This window comes from Streptomyces sp. NPDC045431, from assembly GCF_040646655.1.
GTDB lineage: Bacteria > Actinomycetota > Actinomycetes > Streptomycetales > Streptomycetaceae > Streptomyces.
The window spans coordinates 99747-125936 of sequence record NZ_JBEZAQ010000012.1; the positions used below are offsets into that span (position 1 = coordinate 99747).

At 73.6% G+C, this 26190-nt stretch carries 20 protein-coding genes; 14 read left to right on the top strand and 6 right to left on the bottom strand.

All coding sequences use genetic code 11. The features are described from left to right. Window positions 1-29: 29 nt before the first annotated feature. The 3 genes from AB0A69_RS23230 to AB0A69_RS23240 are packed head-to-tail and all read right to left on the bottom strand — an operon-like array spanning window position 30 to window position 2290. Window positions 30-659, bottom strand: a complete 630-nt coding sequence (locus tag AB0A69_RS23230) for a SigE family RNA polymerase sigma factor (protein ID WP_361425099.1) — start codon at window positions 657-659, stop codon at window positions 30-32. 6 nt (window positions 660-665) lie between these two features. Beyond that, a complete protein-coding gene (locus AB0A69_RS23235; RefSeq protein ID WP_361425102.1) occupies window positions 666-1520 on the bottom strand; it encodes an SMP-30/gluconolactonase/LRE family protein in 855 nt (284 codons plus the stop codon). Next, entirely contained in the window at window positions 1517-2290 is a 774-nt protein-coding gene (locus tag AB0A69_RS23240) for an IclR family transcriptional regulator (protein ID WP_361425105.1), read from the bottom strand. The genes AB0A69_RS23235 and AB0A69_RS23240 overlap by 4 nt, the downstream gene beginning before the upstream one ends. Window positions 2291-2531: 241 nt before the next feature. Between AB0A69_RS23240 and AB0A69_RS23245 the strand changes: the two genes are divergently transcribed. The 7 genes from AB0A69_RS23245 (at window position 2532) to AB0A69_RS23275 (ending at window position 10904) form a co-directional block, all read left to right on the top strand. After that, a complete protein-coding gene (locus AB0A69_RS23245) occupies window positions 2532-3686 on the top strand; it encodes a mandelate racemase/muconate lactonizing enzyme family protein (RefSeq protein WP_361425108.1) in 1155 nt (384 codons plus the stop codon). Then, window positions 3683-4708, top strand: a complete 1026-nt coding sequence (locus tag AB0A69_RS23250; protein WP_361425111.1) for an alcohol dehydrogenase catalytic domain-containing protein — start codon at window positions 3683-3685, stop codon at window positions 4706-4708. The genes AB0A69_RS23245 and AB0A69_RS23250 overlap by 4 nt, the downstream gene beginning before the upstream one ends. Before the next feature lie 99 nt (window positions 4709-4807). Then, window positions 4808-5818 (top strand): hypothetical protein, encoded by a 1011-nt coding sequence (locus AB0A69_RS23255; RefSeq protein WP_361425114.1) that lies wholly within the window; start codon window positions 4808-4810, stop codon window positions 5816-5818. Window positions 5819-5821: 3 nt separating this feature from the next. Beyond that, a complete protein-coding gene (gene chvE / locus AB0A69_RS23260; RefSeq protein ID WP_361425117.1) occupies window positions 5822-6931 on the top strand; it encodes a multiple monosaccharide ABC transporter substrate-binding protein in 1110 nt (369 codons plus the stop codon). Between the two features lie 20 nt (window positions 6932-6951). Continuing rightward, a complete protein-coding gene (gene mmsA, locus AB0A69_RS23265; protein WP_361425347.1) occupies window positions 6952-8487 on the top strand; it encodes a multiple monosaccharide ABC transporter ATP-binding protein in 1536 nt (511 codons plus the stop codon). A 9-nt stretch (window positions 8488-8496) separates the two neighbouring features. Further along, on the top strand, window positions 8497-9726 hold the full coding sequence (mmsB, locus tag AB0A69_RS23270) for a multiple monosaccharide ABC transporter permease (protein WP_361425120.1): 1230 nt from the start codon (window positions 8497-8499) through the stop codon (window positions 9724-9726). A gap of 29 nt (window positions 9727-9755) precedes the next feature. Then, window positions 9756-10904, top strand: coding sequence for an aldose epimerase family protein (locus AB0A69_RS23275; RefSeq protein WP_361425123.1), 1149 nt, complete (start codon window positions 9756-9758; stop codon window positions 10902-10904). On the opposite strand, the gene AB0A69_RS23280 is transcribed toward AB0A69_RS23275, so the two are convergent. Next, entirely contained in the window at window positions 10905-11783 is an 879-nt protein-coding gene (locus tag AB0A69_RS23280) for a class I SAM-dependent methyltransferase (RefSeq protein WP_361425126.1), read from the bottom strand. It abuts the gene before it with no gap. A 236-nt stretch (window positions 11784-12019) separates the two neighbouring features. Between AB0A69_RS23280 and AB0A69_RS23285 the strand changes: the two genes are divergently transcribed. Both AB0A69_RS23285 and AB0A69_RS23290 read left to right on the top strand, forming a co-directional pair. Further along, a complete protein-coding gene (locus AB0A69_RS23285) occupies window positions 12020-13552 on the top strand; it encodes a hypothetical protein (RefSeq protein WP_361425129.1) in 1533 nt (510 codons plus the stop codon). Window positions 13553-13597: 45 nt separating this feature from the next. After that, a complete protein-coding gene (locus AB0A69_RS23290) occupies window positions 13598-14059 on the top strand; it encodes a hypothetical protein (protein ID WP_361425132.1) in 462 nt (153 codons plus the stop codon). On the opposite strand, the gene AB0A69_RS23295 is transcribed toward AB0A69_RS23290, so the two are convergent. Continuing rightward, window positions 14053-16992 (bottom strand): glycoside hydrolase family 3 C-terminal domain-containing protein, encoded by a 2940-nt coding sequence (locus AB0A69_RS23295; protein ID WP_361425134.1) that lies wholly within the window; start codon window positions 16990-16992, stop codon window positions 14053-14055. The two genes, AB0A69_RS23290 and AB0A69_RS23295, sit on opposite strands and share 7 nt — an antisense overlap. 216 nt (window positions 16993-17208) lie before the next feature. Between AB0A69_RS23295 and AB0A69_RS23300 the strand changes: the two genes are divergently transcribed. From AB0A69_RS23300 to AB0A69_RS23320, 5 genes are read left to right on the top strand one after another with little or no spacing between them, the layout of a single operon-like run. Next, window positions 17209-18885: an extracellular solute-binding protein gene (locus AB0A69_RS23300; protein ID WP_361425137.1), complete on the top strand. Its 1677-nt coding sequence runs from the start codon at window positions 17209-17211 to the stop codon at window positions 18883-18885. Beyond that, window positions 18882-19847, top strand: coding sequence for an ABC transporter permease subunit (locus tag AB0A69_RS23305; RefSeq protein ID WP_361425140.1), 966 nt, complete (start codon window positions 18882-18884; stop codon window positions 19845-19847). Before AB0A69_RS23300 ends, AB0A69_RS23305 begins: the two co-directional genes overlap by 4 nt. Next, window positions 19844-20770, top strand: a complete 927-nt coding sequence (locus AB0A69_RS23310; protein WP_361425143.1) for a carbohydrate ABC transporter permease — start codon at window positions 19844-19846, stop codon at window positions 20768-20770. Before AB0A69_RS23305 ends, AB0A69_RS23310 begins: the two co-directional genes overlap by 4 nt. A gap of 33 nt (window positions 20771-20803) precedes the next feature. After that, complete coding sequence (locus tag AB0A69_RS23315; protein ID WP_361425146.1) at window positions 20804-22777, top strand: beta-galactosidase; 1974 nt, start codon at window positions 20804-20806, stop codon at window positions 22775-22777. Between the two features lie 50 nt (window positions 22778-22827). Further along, the gene (locus tag AB0A69_RS23320) at window positions 22828-25053 is read left to right on the top strand and encodes a glycoside hydrolase N-terminal domain-containing protein (RefSeq protein WP_361425149.1); all 2226 of its coding nucleotides are present in this window, start codon (window positions 22828-22830) and stop codon (window positions 25051-25053) included. On the opposite strand, the gene AB0A69_RS23325 is transcribed toward AB0A69_RS23320, so the two are convergent. Further along, window positions 25040-26137: a LacI family DNA-binding transcriptional regulator gene (locus AB0A69_RS23325; RefSeq protein ID WP_361425350.1), complete on the bottom strand. Its 1098-nt coding sequence runs from the start codon at window positions 26135-26137 to the stop codon at window positions 25040-25042. The genes AB0A69_RS23320 and AB0A69_RS23325 overlap by 14 nt on opposite strands. Between the last annotated feature and the right edge of the window lie 53 nt (window positions 26138-26190).

A 26190-nucleotide genomic window follows, 5' to 3' on the forward strand; every position in this document is an offset into this window, starting at 1 on the left:
CCGCTCGGGACCGGCGGATTTCCACGCCGTTACGCGGTGACGTCGCGCAGGCCCTCCGCGAGCCGCGCCGCGGCCCTGCTGCCGAGCAGCTGTTCCAGCTGGGCCATCGCCCGGGAGGTCTGGCTCTTCACCGTACCGACCGAGATGCCGAGGCTGAGCGCGGTGTCCCGTTCGGAGAGGTCGAAGGAGTGCCGCAGGACGACGCAGGCGCGCTTGCGGAACGGCAGCCGGCGCAGGGCGCCCTGGACGTCGACGACCGCCGGAACGTCCGGCCCGTCGGTGTGGTCGCCGCGCTGCGACCAGAACAGCGCGACGCGGCGGCGTTCGCGTACGGCGCTGCGGATGCGGCTGCGGGCGAGGTTGGCGACGACCCCCCTGGCGTACGCGCCCGGGTGCTCGGCGGCCCGGACGCGGTCCCAGCGGTGCCAGAGGGCGAGCAGCGCGTCGGCGGCGAGGTCGTCGGCGGCGTCGGCCTCACCGGTCAGCAGGTGGGCGAGGCGGGCGAGTTCGGCGTAGTGGCGCTCGAAGAACGCGTGGAACTCGGCCGCGGCCAGGCCGTCGTCCCCGCCGCGGGGCCGCGCGGCCGGAGGTCCGCCGTCGGCCGCGGGGCGCTCCGCCGGCGTGCGTCGCCCGGTGTGCGCCTCCGGTGAGGGACCCATGCCGCCTCACCCCCCGAAGGCGGTGCCGGGCAGGCCCGCGCCCGCGTCCGGCAGGACGAGGAGCGATCCGGCCAGGGGGTGCGGGCGGGACAGGCCGGTGCGGGCGGTGGTGATGTAGAGGTCGCGCAGGCCGGGGCCGCCGAAGGCGCAGGCGGTGGGGCGGCGCACGGGCAGTTCGACGGTGCGGTCGAGGCGGCCGTCGGGGGTGTAGCGGCGCAGCGCGCCGCCGTCCCAGAGGGCGACCCAGACGCAGCCGTCGGCGTCGACGGTCAGGCCGTCCGGGAAGCCGGCGCCGGGCTCGACCGTGGCCAGGGGACGGCGGTCCACGACGCCCTCGCCGTCGACGCGGCAGACGTCGATCCGGCGCGTGGGGGTGTCGATGTAGTACATGCGCGTGCCGTCCGGGCTCCACCCGGTGCCGTTGCCGACCGACACGTCCGGGAAGACGACGGCCGCGGTCCCGTCGGGCGCGATCCGGGTCAGGCTGCCGCCGCCGGGCGCCTCGTCGTAGCGCATGGTGCCCGCCCACAGGGCGCCGTCGGGTGCCACGGCGGCGTCGTTGCCGCGGCGCCCGGCGACGGGGGCGTGGAGGAGCCAGCGGAACGCGCCGCCCGCGTCGTACAGGCCGATGCCGTCCCGCAGGTTGACCACGAGTCCGCCGCCGGTGCGCGGCTTGGCGGCGCCGACGTGCTGACCGGTGGTCAGGATGGTGCGGCGGCCGCTGCCGGGGGCGTAGGTGTGGACACGGGAGCCGAGGATGTCGACCCAGACGAGCCGTCCGGCCGCCGGGTCCCAGGTGGGGCCCTCGCCGAGCTCGGCCCGCTCCCGTACGGCGACCTCGAGCCCGGGCGCGCGGGTCACCGGGTGCCGCCGCGGTGGCCGAGGCTGACGGAGAGGTCGTCGGCGCCCTTGGCGGCGAGTTCGGCGAGCTCGGCCTCGCGCTGGTCGCTCCAGCGGATCATCGGGACGGAGACGGACAGCGCGGCGACGACCCGGCCGGCGCTGTCGCGTACGGGCGCGGCGACGCAGGCGACGTCGGGGTTGGACTCCCGGTGCTCGGTGGCGATGCCGCGCGCGCGGATCGCGGCGAGCGCGGCGCGCAGCTCGTCGGGGTCGGTGAGGCTGTTGGGGGTCATGGCCACCAGCTCACGGCCGGCGATGCGGCGGTCGAGCTCGTCCTCGGGGAGGGCGGCGAGGAGCATCTTGCCGACGGAGGTGCAGTGGGCCGGGAGCCTGCGCCCGGCGGCGGAGACCATGCGCACGGCGTGCGTGGAGTCCACCTTGGCGATGTAGATGACGTCGAGGTCCTCGAGGATGGCGACGTGCACGGTCTCGTCGCAGGTCTCGGCGACCTCGCGGGCGACGCGCTGGCCCTCGGCGGCGAGGTCGAGCTGTTCGGCGTACCTGCTGCCGAGCTGGTAGGTGCGCACGCCGAGGCGGTAGCGGCCCGGCTGGTCGGCGACGGGCACCAGGTAGGCGCGGGCGGCGAGGGTGGTGAGCAGCTCGTGCACGGTGGTGCGGGGCAGCTGGAGCCTGCGGGTGACCTCGGGGGCGGAGAGGGTGCCGTCGCCCTCCAGGAACAGCTCCAGGATGTCGAGCGCTCTGGTCACCGCGGGGACGAGACGGCCCATTCCGGCCACCCCTCTCTTCGTTCGAAACTCCGGCATGTGGCCGGTATGACGAACACAGGCTAACCACAGGCCACTTCGAGGGGCAACGGCCGTGCGTCACCCATTGACACCTCCGGAGGGACTGCATACGGTCACGCCAAGATTTCGAACGTGTGACGAAATCTCGAACGCGTCGCATGACGCGGAGCCAACGCACCGAACGCACCGAACGACCCGGAAGGGCAGAAGGGCGGCCACTGCCGTGCGCATCACCGGCATCAGTACGCATGTCGTCGGGACCCCCTGGCGCAACCTCACCTATGTGCTCGTGCACACCGACGAAGGACTCACCGGCGTCGGCGAGACCCGCATGCTCGGCCACACCGACGCGCTGCTCGGCTACCTGAGGGAGGCCGAGGCCAACCACATCGCCGGCTCCGACCCGTTCGCGGTGGAGGACCTCGTGCGGCGGATGAAGTACGGCGACTACGGCCGCGCCGGCGAGATCGTCATGTCGGGCATCGCGGTCGTCGAGATGGCGTGCTGGGACATCAAGGGCAAGGCGCTGGGCGTGCCGGTCTGGCAGCTGCTCGGCGGCAAGGTGACGGACCGCGTCAAGGCGTACGCGAACGGCTGGTACACCACCGAGCGCACCCCGGAGGCGTACCACAAGGCGGCGCAGGAGGTCGTGGCGCGCGGCTACCGGGCGCTGAAGATCGACCCGTTCGGCACCGGGCACTTGGAGCTGGACGCGGAGCAGACGCGGTACGCGGTGTCGCTGATCGAGGCGGTGCGGGACGCGATCGGCCCGGACGCGGAGCTGATGCTGGAGATGCACGGGCGGTTCAGCCCGGCGACGGCGGTGCGGCTGGCGAAGGAGATGGCGCCGTTCGCGCCGGCCTGGCTGGAGGAGCCGGTGCCGCCGGAGAACCTCAAGGCGCTGAAGAAGGTCGCCGAGAAGGTGGACCTGCCGGTGGCGACGGGCGAGCGGATCCACGACCGGATCGAGTTCCGCGAGCTGTTCGAGTCGCAGGCGGCCGACATCATCCAGCCGGACCTCGGGCACATCGGCGGCATCCTGGAGACGCGGAAGCTGGCGGCGACCGCCGAGACGCACTACATGCTCGTCGCCCCGCACAACGTCGGTGGCTCGGTGCTCACCGCGGCCTCCCTCCAGCTGGCGGCCTGCACCCCGAACTTCAAGATCCTGGAGCACTTCAACGACTTCGCGGACGCGGAGATCAAGAAGGTGGTGAAGGGCGCCCCGCAGGTGGACCCGGCCACCGGCTGCTTCGAGGTGTCGCACGCGCCGGGCCTGGGCGTGGAGCTGGACGTGGACGCGGCGGCGGAGTTCCCGCAGCAGAAGGCGCGGTTCGACCTGTGGGCCGAGGGCTGGGAGAAGAGGGCCCCGAAGTGAGCGGGCCGCCGCGCAGCCGCGCGCTGGTCGTCGACCGGCCGGGCACGCACCGGCTGGTCGAGCGCGACGTCCCGGAGCCCGGACCCGGCGAGGTCCTCGTCCGGGTCGCCGCCGCCGGGATCTGCATGAGCGACCGCGAGGTGTACGACGGCCACCGCGACGCCGCGTACGTGCGCTACCCGGTGATCCCGGGCCACGAGTGGTCCGGCACCGTGGAGGCCGTCGGCGCGGGCGTGGACCCGGGGCTGACCGGCCGCAAGGCGGTCGCCGAGGGGTTCCGCGCCTGCGGCCGGTGTGAGCGGTGCCGGTGCGGCGAGACCAGCCTGTGCACCGGTGGCTACGCCGAGACCGGCTTCACCGAGCCGGGTGCGTTCGCCGACCACGTCGTCGTACCGGCGCGACTGCTGCACCCGCTGCACGACGACGCCGACCTGCGCGCGGCGGCCCTGCTGGAGCCGTCCGCGGTGATCGCGGCGGCGGTCCGGACCGGGCGGCCGCACCCCGGTGAGCGCGTCGCGGTGGTGGGTGCGGGCACCCTCGGGCTGCTCGCGGTGCAGCTGCTGGCCGCCTCGTCGCCGGCCGAGCTGACGGTGATCGACCCGCGGGCGGCGCGCGGCGAGCAGGCGCTGCGGTTCGGGGCGGGCGAGGCGCTCTCCCCGGAGGAGGCCGAGGCGCTGCGCGGGCGGTTCGACCTGGTGGTGGAGACGGCGGGCGCGCCGTCGACGGCCGCCGCGTCGTGCCTGCTGGCGCGCCGGGGCGGGCGCGTGGTGCTGACCGGGATGTTCACGCCCGGCGCGGTCGGCATCGACCCGGTGCACCTGTCGCTGAGCCAGCTGGAGATCCGCAGCGTCTTCGGCGCCCCGTCGTCGGCGTGGTGCGAGGCGGTGCGGGCCTTCGGGCTCGGGCTGCTCGACCCCGCGCCGCTGATCACGCACGAGTTCCCGCTGGAGCGGTTCGCGGACGCCGTCGCGCTGGTCGGCGGCGGCGACGCCAAGACCGGGAAGGTGCTGCTGCGCCCGTAGCCCGGTCCCGCTGTGCCGTACGGCGGTACGGGGTGCGCCTGACGGCCCCCGTACCGCCGTACACCCCACGTACCGAATGGCGTTCGGAATCCCGAACGCATGGAACCGAGGAGTCCCGTGACCGCCCCGTCCCTCCCCCGGCGCCCCGGCGCCGACGCCCTCGCCTCGATCGGCCATCCGGCCCCGGCCGTGGAACCGGCCGACGCCTCGCCGCACGCCTTCCCCGACGGGGGGCTGTGGCGCACCGAGATCCCGTCGGTCGAGGGCCCGGAGGCCCTGGCCGCCGTCCTCAAGGAGAGCTCCCGGCTGCACGTGCCGGTGCACCGCGTCAGCCAGGGCAGCGGCGTGTGGATGCTCACCGACGCCGAGATCACCGACATGGTGGAGTCCTGCGCCGAACGCGACATCGAGCTGTGCCTGTTCACCGGCCCGCGGGGCACCTGGGACATCGGCGCGGGCACCCGTACCGACTCCGGCGGCGCCGGGCTGCGCGCCCGCGGCCACGATGCGCTCGCCGGGTGCGTGGAGGACGCCCTGCGCGCCGCGTCGCTGGGCGTGCGGTGCCTGCTCGTCGCCGACGAGGGCGTGCTGTGGACGCTGCACCGGCTGCGCGAGGCCGGGGAGCTGCCCGCCGACACGACCTTCAAGCTGTCCGCGCTGACCGGCCCCGTCAACCCGGCCTCGTACGCCGTCTACGAGCACCTGGGCGCGGACTCCCTCAACGTGCCGTCCGACCTGACCCTGGATCACCTCACCGAGATCCGCCGGGTCAGCCGCGCCCCGATGGACATGTACGTCGAGGCGCCCGACGACCTCGGCGGCTACATCCGCATGTACGAGGTGGCCGAGCTGATCCGGCGCGGCGCCCCGCTGTACCTGAAGTTCGGCCTGAGCCGCTCCCCCGGCATCTACCCCTACGGCGCCCAGCTGCGCGACACCGCGCTGGCCACCGCCCGCGAGCGGGTGCGGCGGGGCCGGCTCGTGCTGGACCTGCTGGCCCGGCACGGCGCCGACGGCGGGATGTCCCCGCTCGGCGCGCGGCTGCCGGGTGAGCTCCGCCGCTTCCCCGCCCCCGCCCCCGCCCCCGCCCCGGTCCCGGAAGGCGACTGATCCATGCGCGTACCCCGTATCACCGCCGCGGCGGCGCTCGCCGCGCTGCTCGCCGTCTCCGTCACCGCCTGCGGCCAGGAGGCCCGCGGCGGCAGCCGCTACAAGCCCGCCGGGGGCAAGGGCGGCGTCATCGGCCTGGCCATGCCGACCAAGGCGTCGGAGCGGTGGATCGCCGACGGCGAGAACATGGCGGAGCAGTTCGAGAAGGCCGGTTACGAGACCGACCTCCAGTACGGCGACGACAAGGTCGAGAACCAGATCGCCCAGATCGAGAACATGATCACCAAGGGGCGCAGGCTGCTGGTGGTCGCCGCGATCGACGGCTCCGCGCTCACCGAGGTGCTCCAGCGCGCCGAGGACGCGGGCATCCCCGTGATCTCGTACGACCGCCTCATCATGGGCAGCGAACACGTCGACTACTACGCGTCGTTCGACAACGAGCGGGTCGGCGAGCTGGAGGCCCGCTACATCGTCGACCGGCTGAAGTTGGGCGAGCCCGCCGCCAAGGGCGCCTCGTACAACATCGAGCTGTTCGCCGGGTCGCCGGACGACAACAACACCACCTACTTCTGGAACGGCGCCATGAAGGTGCTGAAGCCGTATCTGGACTCCGGCCGGCTGGTGGTGCGCAGCAAGCAGACCCGGATGAACCAGGCGACCACGCTGCGCTGGGACGGCGGCACCGCGCAGAAGCGGATGGACGACCTGATCAGCAAGAACTACGGCGAGGAGCGGGTGGACGCGGTCCTCTCGCCGTACGACGGGATCTCGATCGGCGTCATCTCGGCGCTGAAGAGCGCGGGTTACGGATCGAAGGGGCGGCCGCTGCCGATCGTCACCGGACAGGACGCGGAGCTGGCGTCGGTGAAGTCGATCCTCCGGGGCGAGCAGACGCAGACCGTCTTCAAGGACACGCGCAAACTGGCGGCGCAGGCGGTGAAGATGGGTGACGCGGTGCTGAACGGCCGCACGCCGGAGGTCAACAACACCCGCGACTACCACAACGGCAAGAAGGCCGTGCCGGCGTACCTCCTCGACCCGGTGAGCATCGACAGGTCGAACACCGATCTCCTCGTCCGCGAGGGCTACTTCACCGCCGGGCAGCTGCGGTGAGCGGGCGACCGGTCCTGGAGATGCGGGGGATCACCAAGACCTTCCCGGGCGTCACCGCGCTCTCGGACGTGAACCTCACCGTGCGCGCCGGGGAGGTCCACGCCGTCTGCGGCGAGAACGGCGCCGGGAAGTCGACGCTGATGAAGGTCCTCAGCGGCGTCCACCCGCACGGCTCGTACGAGGGTGAGATCCGCTTCGAGGGCGAGCCGGTGGCGTTCAAGGACATCCGGGCCAGCGAGCGGCGCGGCATCGTGATCATCCACCAGGAGCTGGCCCTCGTGCCGTACCTGTCGATCGCCGAGAACATCTTCCTCGGCAACGAGCGGGCCAGGCGCGGACTCGTCGACTGGACCGCGACGCTGCGCGAGGCGAGCCGGCTGATGAAGCGGGTCGGGCTGCGCGAGGCGCCGCAGACCCCGGTCGCCGACCTCGGCGTGGGCAAGCAGCAGCTGGTGGAGATCGCCAAGGCGCTGGCGAAGGAGGTGAAGCTGCTCATCCTCGACGAGCCGACGGCCGCGCTCAACGACGAGGACAGCGCGAAGCTCCTCGACCTCATCCTGGAGCTGCGCGCGCAGGGCGTCGCGAGCATCGTCATCTCGCACAAGCTGAACGAGATCCGGCGCGTCACGGACGCGGTGACGATCCTGCGCGACGGCCGCACCATCGAGACGCTGACGGTCCGCCGGACGCCGGACGCCGCACCGGAGCTGTCGGAGGACCGGATCATCCGGGGCATGGTCGGCCGCGACCTGGACCAGCGCTTCCCGGAGCGCACGCGGTACGAGGGCGAGGACGCGGGCCGGGTCGCGCTGAGCGTCCGGGGGTGGACGGTCCGGCATCCGGCCGACCCCCAGCGCCTGGTCGTGGACGACGTGTCGCTGACCGTGCGGCGCGGCGAGATCGTCGGCATCGCGGGCCTGATGGGCGCGGGCCGCACCGAGCTCGCGATGTCCGTCTTCGGCCGGTCGTACGGCGGCTATGTCGCCGGGACGGTCGAGGTGAACGGGCGCGAGGTGGTCACCGGCACCGTGCCGGCGGCGATCGCGGCGGGCATCGCGTACGTCACGGAGGACCGCAAGCGGTACGGGCTGAACCTCATCGACACCGTCCACCGCAACATCTCGCTGGCGTCCCTGCCCGGGATGCGGCGCCGGGGCGTGGTCGACGAGCACCACGAGCGCCGGGTCGCCGAGGGGTACCGCACCACGATGAACATCAAGGCGCCGACGGTGTTCGAGGAGGTGGGGCGGCTGTCGGGCGGCAACCAGCAGAAGGTCGTGCTGAGCAAGTGGATCCACGCCGACCCCGAGGTGCTGATCCTCGACGAGCCGACGCGGGGCATCGACGTCGGCGCCAAGTACGAGATCTACACCGTCATCGACCGGCTGGCGGCGCAGGGCAAGGCGGTGCTGTTCATCTCCTCCGAACTGCCGGAGCTGCTGGGGATGTGCGACCGGATCTACACGATGGCTTCGGGCCGGCTGACCGGTGAGGTCGCCCGTGCCGACGCCACCCAGGAAGTCCTGATGCGCCAGATGACCATGAACAGAAGCTGAGGCACCGCCATGACGACCACGACCACTCCCCCGCGTCGACGGCCACAGGACACCGCGTCGCAGCCGTCGGCGGGCGCGCTGCTCCTGCGCGGCCTGCGGGGCAACATGCGCCAGTACGGCATGCTGATCGCGCTGGCCTTCATCATCGTGCTGTTCCAGATATGGACCGACGGCACGCTGCTGCTGCCGAACAACGTCTCCAACCTGATCCAGCAGAACGGCTACATCCTCATCCTCGCCATGGGCATGATGATCGTCATCATCGCCGGGCACATCGACCTGTCCGTCGGCTCGCTGGTGGCCTTCGTCGGCGCCATGGCGGCGGTGATGATGGTCAGGCACGACCTGCCGTGGGTGCTCGCGCTGGTGCTGTCGCTGCTCATCGGGGCGGTGGCGGGTGCGTGGCAGGGCTTCTTCATCGCCTACCTCGGCATCCCGTCGTTCATCGTGACGCTGGCCGGGATGCTGCTCTTCCGGGGCCTCACCCAGATCGTGCTGGAGGGCCAGTCGATCGCCCCGTTCCCGGAGGGTTTCCAGAACCTCGCCAAGGGCTTCATCCCGGAGATGGGCCCGTACACGCAGTACCACAACCCGACGCTGCTGCTCGGCCTGGCCGCGGTGGTCCTGCTGCTGCTGCGCGAGTGGCGGGGCCGCCGGCGGCAGCTCGCCTACGAGCTGGACGTGATGCCGTTCGGCCTGTGGGCGGCGAAGTGCACGGCCATCACGGCGGCGGTCGTGGCGTTCACGCTGACGCTGGCGAGCTTCCACGGCGTGCCGGTGGTGATGCTCATCATGTGCGCCCTGCTGATCGGTCTCGGCTACGTGATGCGCAACGCCGTCATCGGGCGCCATGTGTACGCGCTCGGCGGCAACAAGGCGGCGGCCACGCTGTCCGGCGTCAAGGACAAGCGCGTCACCTTCCTCGTCTTCGTCAACATGGGCGTCCTGGCGGCGCTCGCGGGCTGCGTGTACGCGGCGCGGCTCAACGCCGGCACCCCGCAGGCGGGCCTCAACTTCGAACTGGAGGCCATCGCCGCCTCCTTCATCGGCGGCGCCTCGATGAGCGGCGGCGTCGGCACGGTGATGGGCGCCGTGATCGGCGGCCTGGTGCTCGGCGTGCTCAACAACGGCATGTCGCTGGTCGGCATCGGCACGGACTACCAGCAGGTCATCAAGGGCCTGGTGCTGCTGGCGGCGGTCGGCTTCGACGTCTGGAACAAGCGCAGGGCCGGCAAGTAACCCCACTCCCCGGAGCCTGGAGGCCACGGATGGACACGAGCAGACGTACGGTACTGGCGGCCGCGGCCGCCGCGGGACTCATGGCGGCGGCGGGGTCCCCCGCGTACGCCTCGGAAGGCGGCACACCCGTGAAGGAACTGTTCGGCACCCTCCCCGACGGGACGAAGGTGTACCGCTGGACGGTGGAGAACGGCGGCACGCGGCTGAGGGTGCTGTCCTACGGCGGCATCGTCCAGTCGCTGGAGATACCCGACCGGCACGGCCGGTACGCCAATGTCTCCCTCGGTTTCGACGGCCTCGACGACTACCTCTCCTCGACCACCTTCTTCGGCGCGCTGATCGGCCGGTACGGCAACCGCATCGCGGGCGGCCGCTTCACCCTCGACGGCACGACGTACCGGCTGTCCGTCAACGACGGCCCCAACAGCCTGCACGGCGGGGAACGTGGCTTCGACCGGCGGGTGTGGGACGTCGACCCCTTCACCGGCCCCGGCGGGACCGGGCTGGTGCTGCGGTACGTGAGCGCGGACGGCGAGATGGGCTACCCGGGCACGCTGCGCGCCACCGTCACGTACACGCTCACGGCCCGGGGCGACTGGCGGATCGACTACGCGGCGACCACCGACCGGCCGACCGTCGTGAACCTGACCAACCACACCTACTTCAACCTCGCGGGCGAGGGCAGCGGCTCCGTCCTCGGGCACGAGCTGCGGCTGGCCGCCTCCCGCTACCTCCCGACCGACGCGACGCTCATCCCGACCGGCGAGCGCGCGCAGGTGGCCGGCACGCCGTTCGACTTCCGGCGCGCCAAGCCCGTCGGCGAGGACATCCGCACGGCGCACGAGCAGCTGGTGACGGCCAGGGGGTACGACCACAACTGGGTCCTCGACAAGGGCGTGACCGCCCGGCCGGAGGCCGTCGCGACGCTGCGCGACCCGGTCTCGGGGCGGGCGATGCGGATCGCGACGACCGAGCCGGGAGTGCAGTTCTACTCCGGGAACTTCCTGGACGGGTCCCTCGCCGGCCCGTCCGGGCGCGTCTACCGGCAGAGCGACGGGCTGTGCCTGGAGACCCAGCACTTCCCCGACTCGCCGAACCGGCCGGAGTTCCCCTCGACGGTGCTGCGGCCGGGCGAGACGTACCGCTCAACGACGGTGCACGGCTTCTCGGCGCGCTGATCACGCCGGTGCGGTGGCGTGCGTGACGCGGAGCTTCGACTGGCCGTGGGGCAGGGCCTCCCAGTCGTCCATGAAGCGGGCGGCGAGGCCGTGCTTCGCGGCCAGCCGCGTCAGGGTCTCGGTGCGGTAGTAGAAGTCCTCGCCGAGGACCTGGTGCTCGGTGGTCTCGGTGCGGTCGTAGGTGAAGTCGAAGAAGCCGCCGGGGGCGAGGATCCGGCCGACGTGGGCGAGGCACTCGTCGATGACGTGCAGCGGGGAGTGGGAGAAGACGCTGTGCGCGTGCACCACCGTGAAGGCGCCGTCGGGGAGGAAGTCGAGGCGGAGGTCGTTCACCGGGGTGAGGTAGGGCAGCTTGTCCTGCAGCCCGTACTGGACGAGGGTCTTCTTCGCCTCGATGAGGATGTCGGGCGAGATGTCGACGCCGTAGTAGTGGCCGGGGTTCAGATGCTGGATGAACCGCCATCCGGCGCGCAGGTTGCCGCAGCCGATCTCCAGCAGCCGGTCGTCCGGCCGCAGCCCGTGGGACATCAGGTAGTCGAACTGCATCTGCCCGAGGGCCAGCCACCGCTCGCGTGACGCGACACCGCCGACCGCCGCCTCCGGGCTGCGGGCGGTGTCGGACGCCATCACCGCCCGGTAGTAGGCGATGTGGTCGCCGCCGTGCCGCAGCCGCAGCAGGGTGTCCCGCCCGGCGCGGCGCAGGTACGGCACCACGCGCGCGGGGTTGCGCAGGGCGTAGCGCACCTTGTGGCCGAGGCGGGCCCGGTTCGCCGTGAGGCGCGATGGGGGCCGGGACGCGGGCGTGGGCGCGGGTACGGGTCCGGGTGTCGTGCCGGATGCGGTGCCGGATGTGGGTGTGGACGCGGGTGTGTGCTGCATGGCGGCCTCCGTGCCATCCGTGCCTACCGTGGCTTTCACCGCTCAGCATCCGCGCGCAGGCGCGCCGGAGGCGGCCGGTCGCCGCCGGAAACCACCGTCTCACCCGTTCGTGAGGGTCCATTGGGCCGACTGCCGTTCCGGCGTGGTGGCGCGGCCGCCCCCGCCCGAGCGTGGAGGGGACAGGCCGGGGAGACGGTCCCCCGCGTCCCCCGCACACCCCCGAGCGAGGCCGGGCCATGCAGGAATCAGTCGTCGTCGGCGTGCGCGGCCCTGTGCCGCATGTGGCGCTGGAGGAGAGCCGGAACCCGCGGCCCGGGGCGGGCGGCCCCGCGCTGCCGTGGCTGGCGGGCGTGGCCGCCGCGTTCACGCTCGCGCACCTCGTCCTGGTCGCCCGGGGCCTCGGCCTCGGCTGGGACGAGACCGTGTACGTCAGCCAGGTCAGCCCGCACGCCCCGGCGGCCTTCTTCAGCGCGCCCCGCGCCCGGGGCATCAGCTACCTCGTCGCACCGGTCACCGCGGTGACCGGGTCGGTCGCGGCGCTGCGCCTCTACCTGGCCGTGCTGGCCGGGATCGGGCTGTTCGTCGCGCTGTGGGTGTGGCGGCGGCTGCTGCCCGCCCCGGTCCTCGCCCTGGCGGGTGCGCTGTTCGCGAGCCTGTGGATCACCCTGTTCTACGCCGGGCAGGCGATGCCGAACCTGTGGGTGGCGTACGGGGCGCTGGCCGCGACGGGCTGCTTCCTGCGGGCGGCGCGCGACCCGGGCGACCGGTGGGCCGTGGGGGGCATGGTCACCGCGGTGGCGTTCGCCGGGGTGATGCGGCCGGCCGACGCGGTGTGGCTGGTGCTGGCGCTGGCGGCGGCGGCCGTGGTGACGCGCGCGTGGCGGTGGCCGCTGCTGCTGGTGGCGCTCGCGGTGGGCCTCGCGCTGGGCTGGGCCGAATGGGTCATGGAGGCGTACACCCGGTACGGCGGGCTGACGGCCCGGCTGGAGCGGGCGAGCGAGATCCAGGGCGGCCTCGGCTGGTACCTCACCGTGGACGACCACGCGCGGGCGCTGGGCGGGCGGACGCTGTGCCGCCCGTGCGACGTGCCGTGGCGCCACCCGGCCGCCGCCCTGTGGTTCTTCGCGCTGCCGCTGCTGGTGGCGGGCGGTGTCGCGGCGGCGGCCCGGGCCCGGCTCCACCGCACCGAGCTGGCGGTGGCGGGCGCGGTCGGGGTGGCGCTGGCCCTGCCGTACCTCTTCACCGTCGGCTACGCGGCGCCGCGCTTCCTGCTGCCCGCGTACGCGCTGCTGGCGCTGCCCGTGGCCCGCTGCCTGCTGTGGCTGTGCCGGCCGCGGCCCCAGCGGGGACGGCGCCGCACCGTGGCCGCGCTCCTCGCGGTCGCGCTCCTCGCCCACCTGGCGGTCCAGTACCGGGTCCTCGACGGTGTCGCCGACCGGGTGCGCCGTGACACCCGGGACCTGACGCGGATCGCCGCCGCGCTCCACGCCCAGGGGGTCCGCCCGCCGTGCGTGGTCAGCGGCGAGGACGCGATCCGCGTCGCCTACCGCACCGGCTGCGCCTCGCGCCAGCCCGGCGGCCACGACGGCAGCATCACCCCCGAGGGCCTCACCGCCCTGTCCCGCCACCGCCCGGTCGCGGTCCTGGTCTCCGGCGGGGCCAGACCCCCGTCGTACGCCCGCGCCTGGCGCGAACACCGGCTCCCGGACCTGGGGCGGCTGACGCGCTACCGCGCCTATGTGGCGGGGCCGGACGGCCGGCCCTCCTGAGCCCGCGCCTCGCCTGCGGGCCTGACGGCCTGCCACCCTACCGAGGTGCCCACGGACATAGCGTTCTTCCTCGCCCCTGACGACAAGATCGCCGCCGCGACGCGCCCCAACGGCCCCGGGAGCGGGCTCGCGGCGGTGATCTGCCACGACTTCGACCCCGAGGAAGCCGTCGTCGAGTGGCAGACGTACTTCGCCGCGCCGGCCGGTCACTTCCCGCTCTGGAAGCAGCTCCGCGCGGCGAAATGGCCCCGCTACGCCGCGCCTCTTCTCAACGACGGCATCGTGGTGTTCGCCCTGCCGAAGAAGCTCACCGCCGCGCTCGCCGGTGCCACCCCCGGCGAGCTGCGCGAACTCGCCGCGCGCTGGTGCGAGGGGCTCAGGCTCGCGGACGGGGAGGACATGACCGACGACGACCCCCTGACGGTCCTGGAGGGCGTGGCTCGACTCGCTGCCACGGCCGGCGGCCCCGACGGTGGCGGCCTGCGGCTCTACTGCTGGTACTACTGACCTGATGGGCCGCGTCCCGCCACCGGGGTGAAGCGGACGGACGCCAGCCGTACGGAGCCGGTGAGTTCGGTGCGGACGTCCTGAACGCCGTGGGCCGAGACGGGTGTCGTGAGCGTGGTGTAGTCGTACGGGCCGGCGCTGGTGGTGACGGTGAGGGTGGTGCGGAAGGCGCCGATGGCGAGGGTGACCGTGCCGGTGCCGGAGACCTCGAGGTCGGCGGAGGCGGCGCCCCCGGGGCCGAAGTCGCAGGCGCGGTGGAGCAGGTGGCCCGTGTGGGCGGGGTCGGCGGGGGTGACGCAGTCGCCGCGCTCCTTGGTGCGGTCGGCGAGGACGGTGGCGTGCTGTTCGTCGTAGTCGGCGGCGGTGAGGGGCCGGGCGAGGACGGGGCGCGGGCCGGGGGCGGGGCCGTCGAGGGTGAGCGTGGTGGTGAGGCGGATGTCGGCGCTGGAGGCGCCCGCGAGGAGTTCGTACGGGCCGGGCTCGACGGTCCAGCGGCCGTGGGCGACGTCCCAGAAGGCGAGGACGGAGAGGGGCAGGACGAACTCCAGGCGCCGCGACGCGCCGGGGGTGAGGTGGAGGCGGCGGTGGGCGGCGAGCTCGCGCAGCGGCCGGGGCACCGAGGGTGCGGCGGCCCGGACGTACAGCTGGGCGACCTCGTCTGCGGGGGCGGCGCCCGTGTGGGTGACGGTGAACGCGACGCGGAGCGTGTCGCCGGCGCGGGTGGCGGTCAGGCCGTCGTAGGCGAAGGAGGCGTACGACAGGCCGTGGCCGAAGGGGAAGAGGGGGCGGCCGTCGAAGTAGAGGTACGTCTGGCGGCTGCCGATGACGTCGTAGTCCAGCAGGTCCGGCAGGTCGGCGTCGGCGGCGTACCAGGTCTGCGGCAGCCGTCCGGCCGGTGAGACCTCGCCGGTGAGGATGCGCGCGAGGGCCGTCCCGGCCGCCTGGCCGCCGTGGGCCGTCCAGAGCAGGGCGGGCAGGCGCGCGGCGGCGTCACCGACGGCGTACGGGTAGGACGAGGTGAGGACGAGGACGGTACGGGGGTTGGCGGCGTGCGCCGCGCGCCAGAGGCGGTCCTGCGCCTCGGGGAGGGCGAGGGTGGTGCGGTCCTCGGTCTCGCGGCCGTTGATGTGGGGGTCGTTGCCCGCGACGACGATCACGACGTCCGCGCCGGCGGCGGCGCGCGCCACCGCGTCCGTGCCGCGCTCGACGGTCTCCACCGTGAAGACCTCGGCCCGTCCGGGCCCGTGTGCCGGCCCGGCGGCAACCTTCACGCCGTCGGCGGCGACGGAGACGTGCCCGCCCGTCCCCAGGTGCCTCAGGAGGTGGCCGTCGCCGTGCGGTTCGAGCCGGAACGTCTCCTGGACGACCCACCCGCCGGGTTCCTCGGCCGACGCGCGTACGAAACCATCATCGGCGACGGAGAGGTGGCGGCCGTCCGGGGCGCGCAGGGTCAACACGCCGCCGCCCCAGTCGGTCAGGGCGAGGACCGTGCCGTCGCCGTGCGGGTCGGCGGTCAGCGGCGGCAGGTCCGTACGTCCGGAGAGCAGCGCCGGGTCGAGCGCCCCCTCGGCGGTGCCGGGTGCCGCCGCGCCGGCCGGGGCCTCGGGCACCCGCAGCGCCCCGGCGGCGCAGCGCAGCCGGACGAGGTCGGCGCCCTCGGCGTGGCCGACGCGCTCGGCGCCGAAGCGCTCGCGCAGGCCGTCCAGGGGCGTGGAGCGGCGGATGAGGGTGCCGCTGTACCAGTCGAGCTTGCACGCGTCGGCGAGCGGTCCCACCACCGCGACGCGCTGACCGGCGGCCGGGTCGAGCGGCAGGAGGCCGTCGTTGGTGAGCAGCACCACGGCCTGCTCGGCCGCCTCCCGGGCCAGCGCCCGGTGCCCGGCGGTGTCGAGGGCGGTCTCGGGGGTGTGGTGCGCGTACGGGTCGAGCTCCGGGTCGAACTCGCCGAGCCGGAAGCGGACGTGGAGCTGGCGGCGTACGGCGGTGTCGACGGCGGCCTCGTCGATCAGGCCCGCCTCCCGTGCGCGGCGCAGGCGGGCGACGGTGGGCGAGCTGTCGGTGCCGTGGTCGGTGAAGCTGTCCACGCCGGCGCGCAGGGAGGCGGCGAGGGCCTCCTCGTGGGTGTCGAAGTAGTGCTCGGAGTCGACCAGGTTGCTGGGCGCGCCCGCGTCGGAGCAGACCAGGAGCTCCTGGTCGGTCCAGGTGCGCAGGTGCTCGGCGAGGTAGGGCGAGACGTGGTTGGGGCGGCCGTTGACCAGGTTGTACGCGGGCATGACCCCGGCCACGGCGCCCGCCTCGACGGCGGGGCGGAAGGCGCGCAGGTCGTACTCGCGCAGGACGCGGGGCCGTACGGAGGAGGAGGTGGTGGAGCGGTCGGTCTCGTTGTTGTGCGCGAGCCAGTGCTTGAGGACGGGCGCGGTGCGCCAGTACGTGGGGTGGTCGCCGCGCAGGCCGCGGGTGTAGGCGGTGGCGAGGGCGGAGGTGAGGGCCGGGTCCTCGGAGTAGCCCTCCTCTCCACGGCCCCACAGGGGGTGGCGCAGCAGGTTGACGGTCGGGGCCCAGACGTTGAGGCCGACGCGGTCGTCGCGGGCGCGGAGCGCGCGGGCCTCGGTGGAGACGGCCTCGCCGACGCGGCGGACGAGGTCGTCGTTCCAGGTGGCGCCGAGGCCGACGGCCTGCGGGAAGACGGTGGCGGGGCCCATCCAGGCGACGCCGTGCAGGGCTTCCTGGCCGGTGCGGAAGGCGGCGACGCCAAGGCGGTCGACGGCGGGCGCGAACTGGTGGAGCATCGCGATCCGTTCGTCGGACGTGAGGCGCCGGAGCAGATCGTCGACGCGCTCGCCGAACGGCAGCCGGGGGTCGCGGAAGGGCGGGGGCGGGGGCGGTGCGGCGGCTCGCTCGGGGGTCGGCGCGGCGGGCGGCTCGACGGTCACGTGAGGTTCCCCTTGTCCGGCTGGTCCAGGAGTTCTTCGAAGCGCTTCGATGCTGATGCGACGCACGGACGGGTGTCAAGGGACCGAGCACCCACGGGAGTTCATGGGGCGTCAATCATCGAACCGACTCTTGTGTGGGCCCTGGCGGTCACCTAACCTCGCACCCACATCGAAGCGCTTCGACTCCCCGCTCACGCGCCCTGAAGGGTTGACGCCATGACGCCGAACTCCCCCTCCGCCTCCCCGAGTCGGAGAACCTTCCTGGCCTCGACGGCGGTCGCCGCGGTCGCGCTGGCCGGCGGAGCGCCGCTGCTCACCGCCTGCGGCGGCGGGCGGAACGAGAAGAAGGACGGCGCCACCTCCGGCAAGGACGCGGAGAAGCTCCTGCCGGCCTTCGCCGCGCGGACGGTCGTGGCACCGGACATCCCGTCGAAGAACGGCTCCGCGGCCGGTTTCACCATCGGCATCGCCACGGAGGGGCTGAAGTCCTCGGTGACGGCGAAGGCGGGCGGGGGCGGCACCGTACGGATCATGGCGCCGCTGTGGGGCTCCCCGCCGAAGAGCGACAACCCGTACTACCGGGCGATGGACGAGGCGATCGGCGTCCGCACCGTGTGGCAGAACCAGGACGGCAACACGTACGACGAGAAGCTCGGCGCCGTCCTGGCCTCCAGCGACATCCCGGACGTGGTGGTCGTGCCCGCCTGGAACCTCACCGGGAGGATCCCGAGCGCGGTCAACGCCAAGTTCGCCGACCTCGGCCCGTACCTCTCCGGCGAGAAGGTGAAGGCGTACCCGAATCTGGCGGCCGTGCCCACGGACGCCTGGCAGCGGTCGATCTTCGGCGGCGCGCTGCGCGGCATCCCGATGCCCGCGTCGTCCGTCGTCAACATCGCGCCCTTCTACCGGCGGGACGTCTTCGAGGAGCGGGGCTACCGGCCGCCGAAGAACGCCGTCGAGTTCCTCGCCTGGGCGAAGGAGGCCACCAGCGCCAGGGCGAAGGTGTGGGCGTGCGACGACCTGAAGTGGACGGCCTTCAACATGTTCGGCGTGCTCCCCGGCAGCGACAGGGCCCTGTGGTGGGACCGGCAGGGCACCTCTCTTGTGAACCGCGTGGAGACCGAGGAGTACCTGGAGGCGCTGGAGTGGACGCGCTCGCTGTACGCGGCGGGCGTGGTGCACCCGGACGCGAAGGCGGCGCAGGGCGACGGGGGCAACCGGTTCACCTCGGGCCAGGTGCTCGTCTACAACCAGGACCTCTCCCACTGGTACAGCAAGAGCGCCGAACAGGCGGTGCAGAACCCGGACTTCCGGATGGGCGCCTTCGACATCCCCGGCCACGACGGCTCGGCGCCCCGGCTCTACGCCACCCAGCCGGCGAACATCTGGGCCTTCGTCAGCGCCAAGGCCCCGAAGTCCGTGGTCGAGGACGTGCTGGCGGTGGCCGACTTCTGCGCGGCACCGTACGGCACGAAGGAGCGCATGCTCACGGACTACGGCGTCGAGGGCGTGCACTACACGATCCGGAAGGGGGTCCCGGTGAAGACCGACACCGGCCACCTCCAGGTCACGGGCGCCTTCGACTACCTGGGCGACCCCGCCCCCTACCTCGCCCACCCGGACCGCGCCGACATCACCCGGCTCCAGGTGGAGTGGCAGCAGCGGATGGGCGCCTTCACCAAGAAGACCGCGTTCTACGGGCTGACCGTCACCGAGCCGAACCGCTGGGCCAATCTGGCCGACGACTTCGAGCAGTTGGAGGACGACGTCGTACGCGGCCGCAAGAAGATCGGCGACGTGCGGCAGGCGGTGTCGGAGTGGAAGCGGGCGGGCGGCGACGCGCTGCGCGACTGGTACCGCAAGCTGCTCGACGAGACCGGCCCGGCGGCATGAGGAAGACCGCCGACGGCCGTACGCGTGTCACCGGCAAGCGCGGCCTGCGGTCGCGGTGGCGGCGGGACCGGACGCTCGTCCTGATGACCCTCCCGGCGCTGCTGCTCGTCCTGGTCTTCCACTACGTACCGGTCCTCGGCAACGTGGTGGCGTTCCAGGACTACGACCCCTACCTCAGCGAGAACGGCTTCGTCGCCATCCTGGAGAGTCCGTGGACCGGGCTGGACCAGTTCGAGCGGATCTTCACCGACCCGGCGTTCTGGCGGGCGGTCGAGAACACTCTGGTGCTGTTCCTCCTCCAGCTGGTGCTGTTCTTCCCCGTGCCGATCGCCCTGGCCCTGCTCATCAACAGCGTCGTCCGGCCGCGCGTCCGCGCCGTCGCCCAGGCGATCCTGTACCTGCCGCACTTCTTCTCCTGGGTGCTGGTCATCGCCGTCTTCCAGCAGATCTTCGGCGGCGCCGGAATCATCGCGCAGACCCTGCGGCTCCACGGCGTCGAGGGCTTCGACCTGATGACCGACCCCGGCGCCTTCGCGTTCCTGGTGACGGCCGAGGGCGTCTGGAAGGACGCCGGCTGGGGCGTCATCGTCTTCCTCGCCGCGCTCTCCTCCGTCAGCGACGAGCTGTACGAGGCGGCGGCGATGGACGGCGCGGGCCGCCGGCGCCGCATGTGGCACGTCACGCTCCCGGCGCTGCGCCCGGTGATCGCGCTGCTGCTGGTGCTGCGGGTGGGCGACGCGCTGACCGTCGGCTTCGAGCAGCTGCTGCTGCAGCGGGACGCGGTGGGCCCGGACGCCGCCGAGGTGCTCGACACCTACGTGTGGTGGAACGGCATCCGCAACCAGGACTTCGGTTATGCGGCGGCCGCCGGGCTCGTCAAGGGCGTCGTCGGGGTGGGGCTGGTCCTCGTCGCGAACAAGGTGGCCCACCTCATGGGCGAGCAGGGGGTGTACCGGAAATGAGCTCCGACGCGGGCGCGCGGAACCGGTGGTGGGCGGCGCCGCCCCGCCCGGCGTGGGAGGGGAGACCCAGCGGCGCGGGGGTGGCGGCCAAGGGCGTCGTCCTGGCGGCCGCGTGCCTGGCGGTCCTCTTCCCGCTGTGGATCGTGATCGTCACGAGCCTGTCCACGCCCGAGACCATCAGCAGGGCGGGCGGCCTGGTGGTCGTCCCGAGGGACCTCACCCTCGTGGCGTACGAGGAGCTGCTCGGCGGCGGTCAGGTGCAGCGGGCGGCGCTGGTCAGCCTCGGGGTCACGGCGGTCGGCACGCTGTTCAGCATGACGGTGTCGGTGCTGTGCGCGTACGGCCTGTCGCGTCCCGGGTCGCCGGGCCACCGCTGGGTGCTGATGACGCTGCTCGCGACGATGTTCTTCGGCGCGGGCCTGATCCCGACCTATCTGCTGGTGCAGGCACTGGGGCTGACCGACACCTATCTGGCGCTGATCCTGCCGAGCGCGGTGAGCGTCTTCAACATCCTGGTCCTGCGGGCGTTCTTCATGAACATCTCCCAGGAGCTGATCGACAGCGCACGGATCGACGGGGCCGGGGACTTCCGCATCCTGTGGCGAATCGTCCTGCCGCTGTCCCGCGCCGTGCTCGCGGTGATCGCGCTGTTCTACGCGGTCGGCTACTGGAGCGCCTGGTTCAACGCCTCCCTCTACCTGACCGACCAGGACATGATGCCGCTGCAGAACGTCATGATCCAGATCGTGCAGAAGCAGGAGCCGCCGACCGGACTCGGGCAGCTGATCAAGACCCGGCAGCTCTCCCCGCTCTCCGTGCAGATGGCAGTCATGGTGCTGGCGCTGCTGCCGGTCGCGGTCGTCTCGCCGTTCGTCCAGAAGCACTTCAAGAAGGGGATGCTCACCGGCGCCGTCAAGGGCTGAGCCGCGTGCGCACCCGGAGGGAGACCGTGTCCGATGCCCCGCCTCGACGACGCCACCCGTGGCCGGCTGCTCTTCGGCGGCGACTACAACCCCGAGCAGTGGCCGGAGGAGACCTGGGCCGACGACGTCCGCCTGATGCGGGCCGCCGGGGTGAACTCCGTGACGGTCGGCGTCTTCTCCTGGGCCCGGCTCGAACCCCGACCCGGGGCGCGGGACTTCGGCTGGCTGGACCGGGTGATGGACCTGATGCACGCGCACTCCGTCGGGGTGGTGCTCGCCACGCCGACCGCGTCGCCGCCGCCCTGGATGGGGGCGCGCCACCCCGAGACGCTGCCGCGCGACGAGGACGGCCGGACGGTGTGGTGGGGCTCGCGCCAGCAGTTCTGCCCCAGCTCGCCCGTCTACCGCCGGTACGCCGCCGCGATCACCGAGGACCTCGCCCAGCGGTACGGCGCGCACCCGGCGCTGACGATGTGGCACGTCAACAACGAGTACGGCACGCACTGCTGGTGCGACGGGACCGCCCGCCACTTCCGCCGCTGGCTGCGCGCCCGCCACCGCACCCTCGACGCGCTCAACGAGGCGTGGGGCACCGCCTTCTGGAGCCAGCGCTACGACTCCTGGGAGGAGATCATCCCGCCGCGCCGCGCCCCGTACCTGCGCAATCCCGCCCAGGAGCTGGACTTCAAGCGGTTCACCTCGGACGCACTGCTGGAGTGCTTCACCGCCGAACGCGACATCGTCGCCCGCCACACGCCGCACATCCCGGTGACCACCAACCTCATGCCCTTCTGGTCCGGGCTGGACGGCTGGACGTGGGCCGGGCGGGAGGACGTGGTGTCGGTGGACGTCTACCCCGACCCGAAGGACCCGTACGGCGGGCAGTACAACGCCATGATCGGCGACCTGACCCGTTCGCAGGCGGGCGGCGGCCCCTGGATGGTGATGGAGCAGGCGGCCGGGCCGGTCAACTGGCGGGCCGTCAACCAGCCCAACCCACGCGGACTGAACCGGCTCCTGTCGCTGCAGTCCGTCGCCCACGGCGCCGACGCGGTCTGCTACTTCCAGTGGCGCCAGTCCCGCCAGGGCGCCGAGAAGTTCCACTCCGGGATGGTGTCCCACGCCGGTGAGCGGGGCCGCGCCTTCCAGGAGGTGCGGCGGATCGGGGCCGAACTGTCCCGGCTGGGCGAGGTGACGGGGAGCCGCACGGAACCGGGCGTCGCGGTCCTGCACGACTGGAACTCCTGGTGGGCGGGGCAGCAGGGCGGCCGCCCCTCGTCGGAGGTCGACTACGCCGAGGTCGTCCGCGCCTGGCACCGGGCGCTGTGGGAGGCGCACCTGCCGGTCTCCTTCGCCCACCCCGAGCACGACCTCGCCGGCTTCCCGATGGTCGTCGTCCCGCACCTGTACCTGCTGACGGACGCGGCGGTCGACAACCTGGTGGCGTACGCGCGCGACGGCGGCACCCTCGTCTCCGGCTTCCTCACCGGGGTGGCGGACGAGGACGACCGCGTACGGGAGGGGGGCATGGACGCGCGGTTGCGGGCGCTCTTCGGCATCGGGACGGTGCACGAGTGGTGGCCCCTGGACCGGGGCGAGACCGTCGTGTGCGACGGCTTCGACGGCACGCTGTGGTCCGAGGAGCTGACGGCGGACGGCGGTGAGGTGGTCAGCGCCTACCGGGGCGGCGAGCTCGACGGACTCCCGGCGGTGCTGCGCCGCGCCACCGCCTGGTACGTCTCCACGCTGCCCGCTCCCCCGGCGCTGCGCGACCTCCTCGCGGCCGTGGCCGCCGGGGCGGGCGTACGGCCCGTGCTGGAGGGGCTGCCGGCGGGTGTGGAGGCCGTACGGCGCGGAGAGCTGCTCTTCGTGCTCAACCACGGGCGCGAGCCGGTGACGGTGACCGTGCCGGGGGCGTTCCGCGAGGTGCTGACGGGCGCGGCGGTGAGCGGCTCGCTCCACCTGGAGCGCTACGGCGTGGCGGTGCTGCGGAAGGCGGGGGCGTGACGGGCGGCGGGCGTGAGAGGGGCGGCGGGCGCGTGAGGAGCGGCGGGCCGGTGCACGGAACGTGGGAGCCCGCGCCCGCGCACCGCTGGGAGGACGCCTTCCTGAGCGGCAACGGCCGCCATGGCGCGCTGGTGTTCGGGGACCCCGACGACGAGCGGGTCGTCGTCACGCACCACACCCTGGTGCGGCCGGTGCCCCCGGCCGACACGCTGCCGCCCCGGCTGGCGCACCGGCTGCCGGGTCTCCAGGACCGGTTGCTGAGCGGCGAGCTGGACGCGGCGGAGCGCTTCACCGACGGGCGTGCGCTGCGCTGGGTGGGGGCCTTCCACCCGGGGTTCCAGGTACGCGTCCGGCGCGAGGACCCGGCGGCCGGGCCCGGGGGCTTCCGGCGGGAGGTGGACTTCGCCACCGGTGTGGCCGCCTCCGTGCGCGCGGGCCGCGCGAGCCGGGTCTTCGTCTCGCGCGCCGACGACGTGCTCGTGCAGTACGTGACCGGGACGCCGCTCACCGCCGCCGTCGTCCTCGACCCCCGGCTCCCCGGCGCTCCGGAGGACCTCGCCATCGGCCGGGGCACCGTGCTGCACCCGCGCGGCGCGCTGCTGACGCTGCGGGCCCGCTACCCGGAGGCGGACGGCGAGGCGGCCTTCACGGGCGTGACCCTGGCGCTCGCGGCGGGCGGACGCACCGCGATCGGCCGGGACGGGCTGCGGGTGTCGGACGCCGGGGCGCTGCTGCTGCTCACGCGGGTGCGCCGCCACCGCGGCGAGGCTCCGGTCGAGGACGAGGCGGCGTCCCTGCGCGCGCTCGTCCCGGAGGGCGCATCGCCCGCGGAGGCGTACGCGTGGCTGCTGGCCCGCCACGAGGCGCTGCACCGGGCCGCGTACGAGCGCGTCACGCTCGACCTCGGCGGCGGCGCCGACCGCGCCCTGCCCGGCGGCGAGCTCCTTGCCCTGCCCGATAGTCCCGCGCTGGTGGAGCGGCTGTTCGCGGCGGGCCGTTACCACCTGCTGTCGGCGAGCGGGATGCTGCCGCCGCGTCTGACCGGCCTGTGGACCGGTGACTGGAACACCGCCTGGTCCGGGGCGTTCACCACGGACGCCAACCTGGGCCTCCAGACGGCGTCCGCCGCCGCTGCCGCCCTGCCGGAGGTGAGCGAGGCGCTCGCGGCGCTGGTGTACGGGCAGTGGGCGGACTGGCGGGACAACGCGCGCGCGATCTTCGGGGCGCGGGGGGTGGTCGCCCCGGCCCACACGGACGGCGTGTCGGGTCACGCGTACCACTTCCAGCGGTCCTACCCGCTGCATCTGTGGACGGCGGGCGCCGACTGGCTGCTGCACCCGCTCGTCGAGCACGCGGAGACGGAGGCCGGCACGGAGACCGGCGCCGCCGATCCGCGGCTGGGCCCGGCGCTGGCCGAGGTCGCCCTGTTCTACGAGGACTTCCTGACACGCACCGGGCCGGACGGGCGGCTCGTGATCGTGCCGTCGTACTCGCCCGAGAACCGCCCCGTGGGCGGTAGTTGGGGCGCGCTCAACGCGACGATGGACCTGGCTGCGGCCCGCCACGCCCTGACCGCGGCCGCGGCGCACTCCCCCGCCGAAGCCGAGGCGGCACGGCTGCGCGCGCTCGCGGACCGGCTGCCGGACTACCGGGTCAACGCGGACGGTGCCCTGGCCGAATGGGCCTGGCCCGGGCTGGAGGACCGCTACGACCACCGCCACCTGAGCCACCTGTACCCGGTGTGGCCGCTCGGCGCGATCAACCCGTACGACACGCCGGAGCTCGCCCGCGCCGCCCGCCGCGCGCTGGAGCTGCGCGGCGCGGAGAACGGCTCCGCCCACGGGCACCTCCACCACGGCCTGGTCGCGGCGCGGCTGCGGGACGGCGAGCGGGCGGCGGGCGCGCTCGGCCGGGTCCTGCACGGCGACTTCTTCCACGCCTCGCTGATGAGCGCGCACTACCCGGGGCGCGAGGTGTACAACGCCGACGCCGCGCACGCCCTGCCCGCCCTGCTGATCGAGCTGCTCGTCCAGTCCACGCCCGGCCGTCTGGTGCTGCTGCCCGCGCTCCCGGCGGCGTACCCGCGGGGCGCGCTGCGCGGGGTGCGGACCCGCTTCGGCGCCGAGGTGGACCTGGTGTGGGGCGACGGCGGGGCCACGGCCACGGTGCGGCCGTCGCGCACGGTGCGGGTCGAGCTGCGGACGCCCGACGGCTCGCCGGCGCGGCTGGCGCTGACGGCCGGCGAGGAGCGCGTCGTGTCGTTCAGCGTGCGCTAGCCGGGCCCGTGCTCGCGCGGACGGTCAGTTCAGGGGCGAGCAGCACGACCTCGTCCGTGCCGCGGCCCTCCAGTTTGGCGACGACCTGCTCGACGGCGTACCGGCCCATGTTCTGCGCCGGTACGGCGACGGAGGTGAGCGGTACGGAGGCGTGTGCGGCGACCTGGTCGGGGCAGATCGCCATCACGGAGACGTCCTCGGGCACGGCGCGGCCCTGCTGGCGCAGCAGGGCGAGGAGCGGGTCGGTGGCGGCCTCGTTCTGGACGACGAAGGCGGTGGTACCGGGCCGTTCGTCGTGGACGCGGGCGAGGGTGGCGGCGACGGCGGCGTAGCCGCCCTCGCAGGGGCGGTGCAGGAGGCGCAGGCCGAGCTCGTCGCTGCGGCGGCGCAGCCCGGTGAGGGTGCGTTCGGCGAAGCCGGTGTGGCGTTCGTACACGGCCGGGGCCTCGCCGATGACGGCGATCTCGCGGTGGCCGAGGGAGGCGAGGTGGTCGGCGCACAGGGCGCCGGCGGCCTCGAAGTCGAGGTCGACGCAGCTCAGTCCGGTGGTGTCGGCGGGCAGGCCGATGAGGACGCCGGGGCGTGCGGCCTCGCGCAGCAGCGGCAGCCGGTCGTCGTCGAGCTCCACGTCCATGAGGATCATCGCGTCGGCGAGGGCGCTGCCCTCGATGCGGCGGACGGCGGCGGGGCCTTCCTCGCCGGTGAGGAGCAGGACGTCGTAGCCGTGGGCGCGGGCGGTGGTGGCGACGGCGATGGCGATCTCCATCATGACCGGGACGTACATGTCGGTGCGGAGCGGGATCATCAGCGCGATGATGTTGGACCGGCTGCTGGCGAGGGCGCGGGCGCCGGCGTTGGGGTGGTAGCCGAGCTGGGCGATGCTGCGCTCGACGCGGGCGCGGGTGGAGGCGGAGATGGACCGCTTGCCGCTGAGGACGTAGCTCACGGTGGAGGCGGAGACTCCGGCGTGCTGAGCGACGTCGGCGAGGGTGACCATGCGGCTCTCCCGGAGGTGAAGCGCTTCGACTCGTTGGGCTCCGACCTTAGGGCGGCTACGGAGAGCTGTCCAGGGGCTGTTCGGCAGCCTGGATCGAAGCGCTTCGACGCACGGCGGCGAAAAGGCCGGGGAGCACGGCG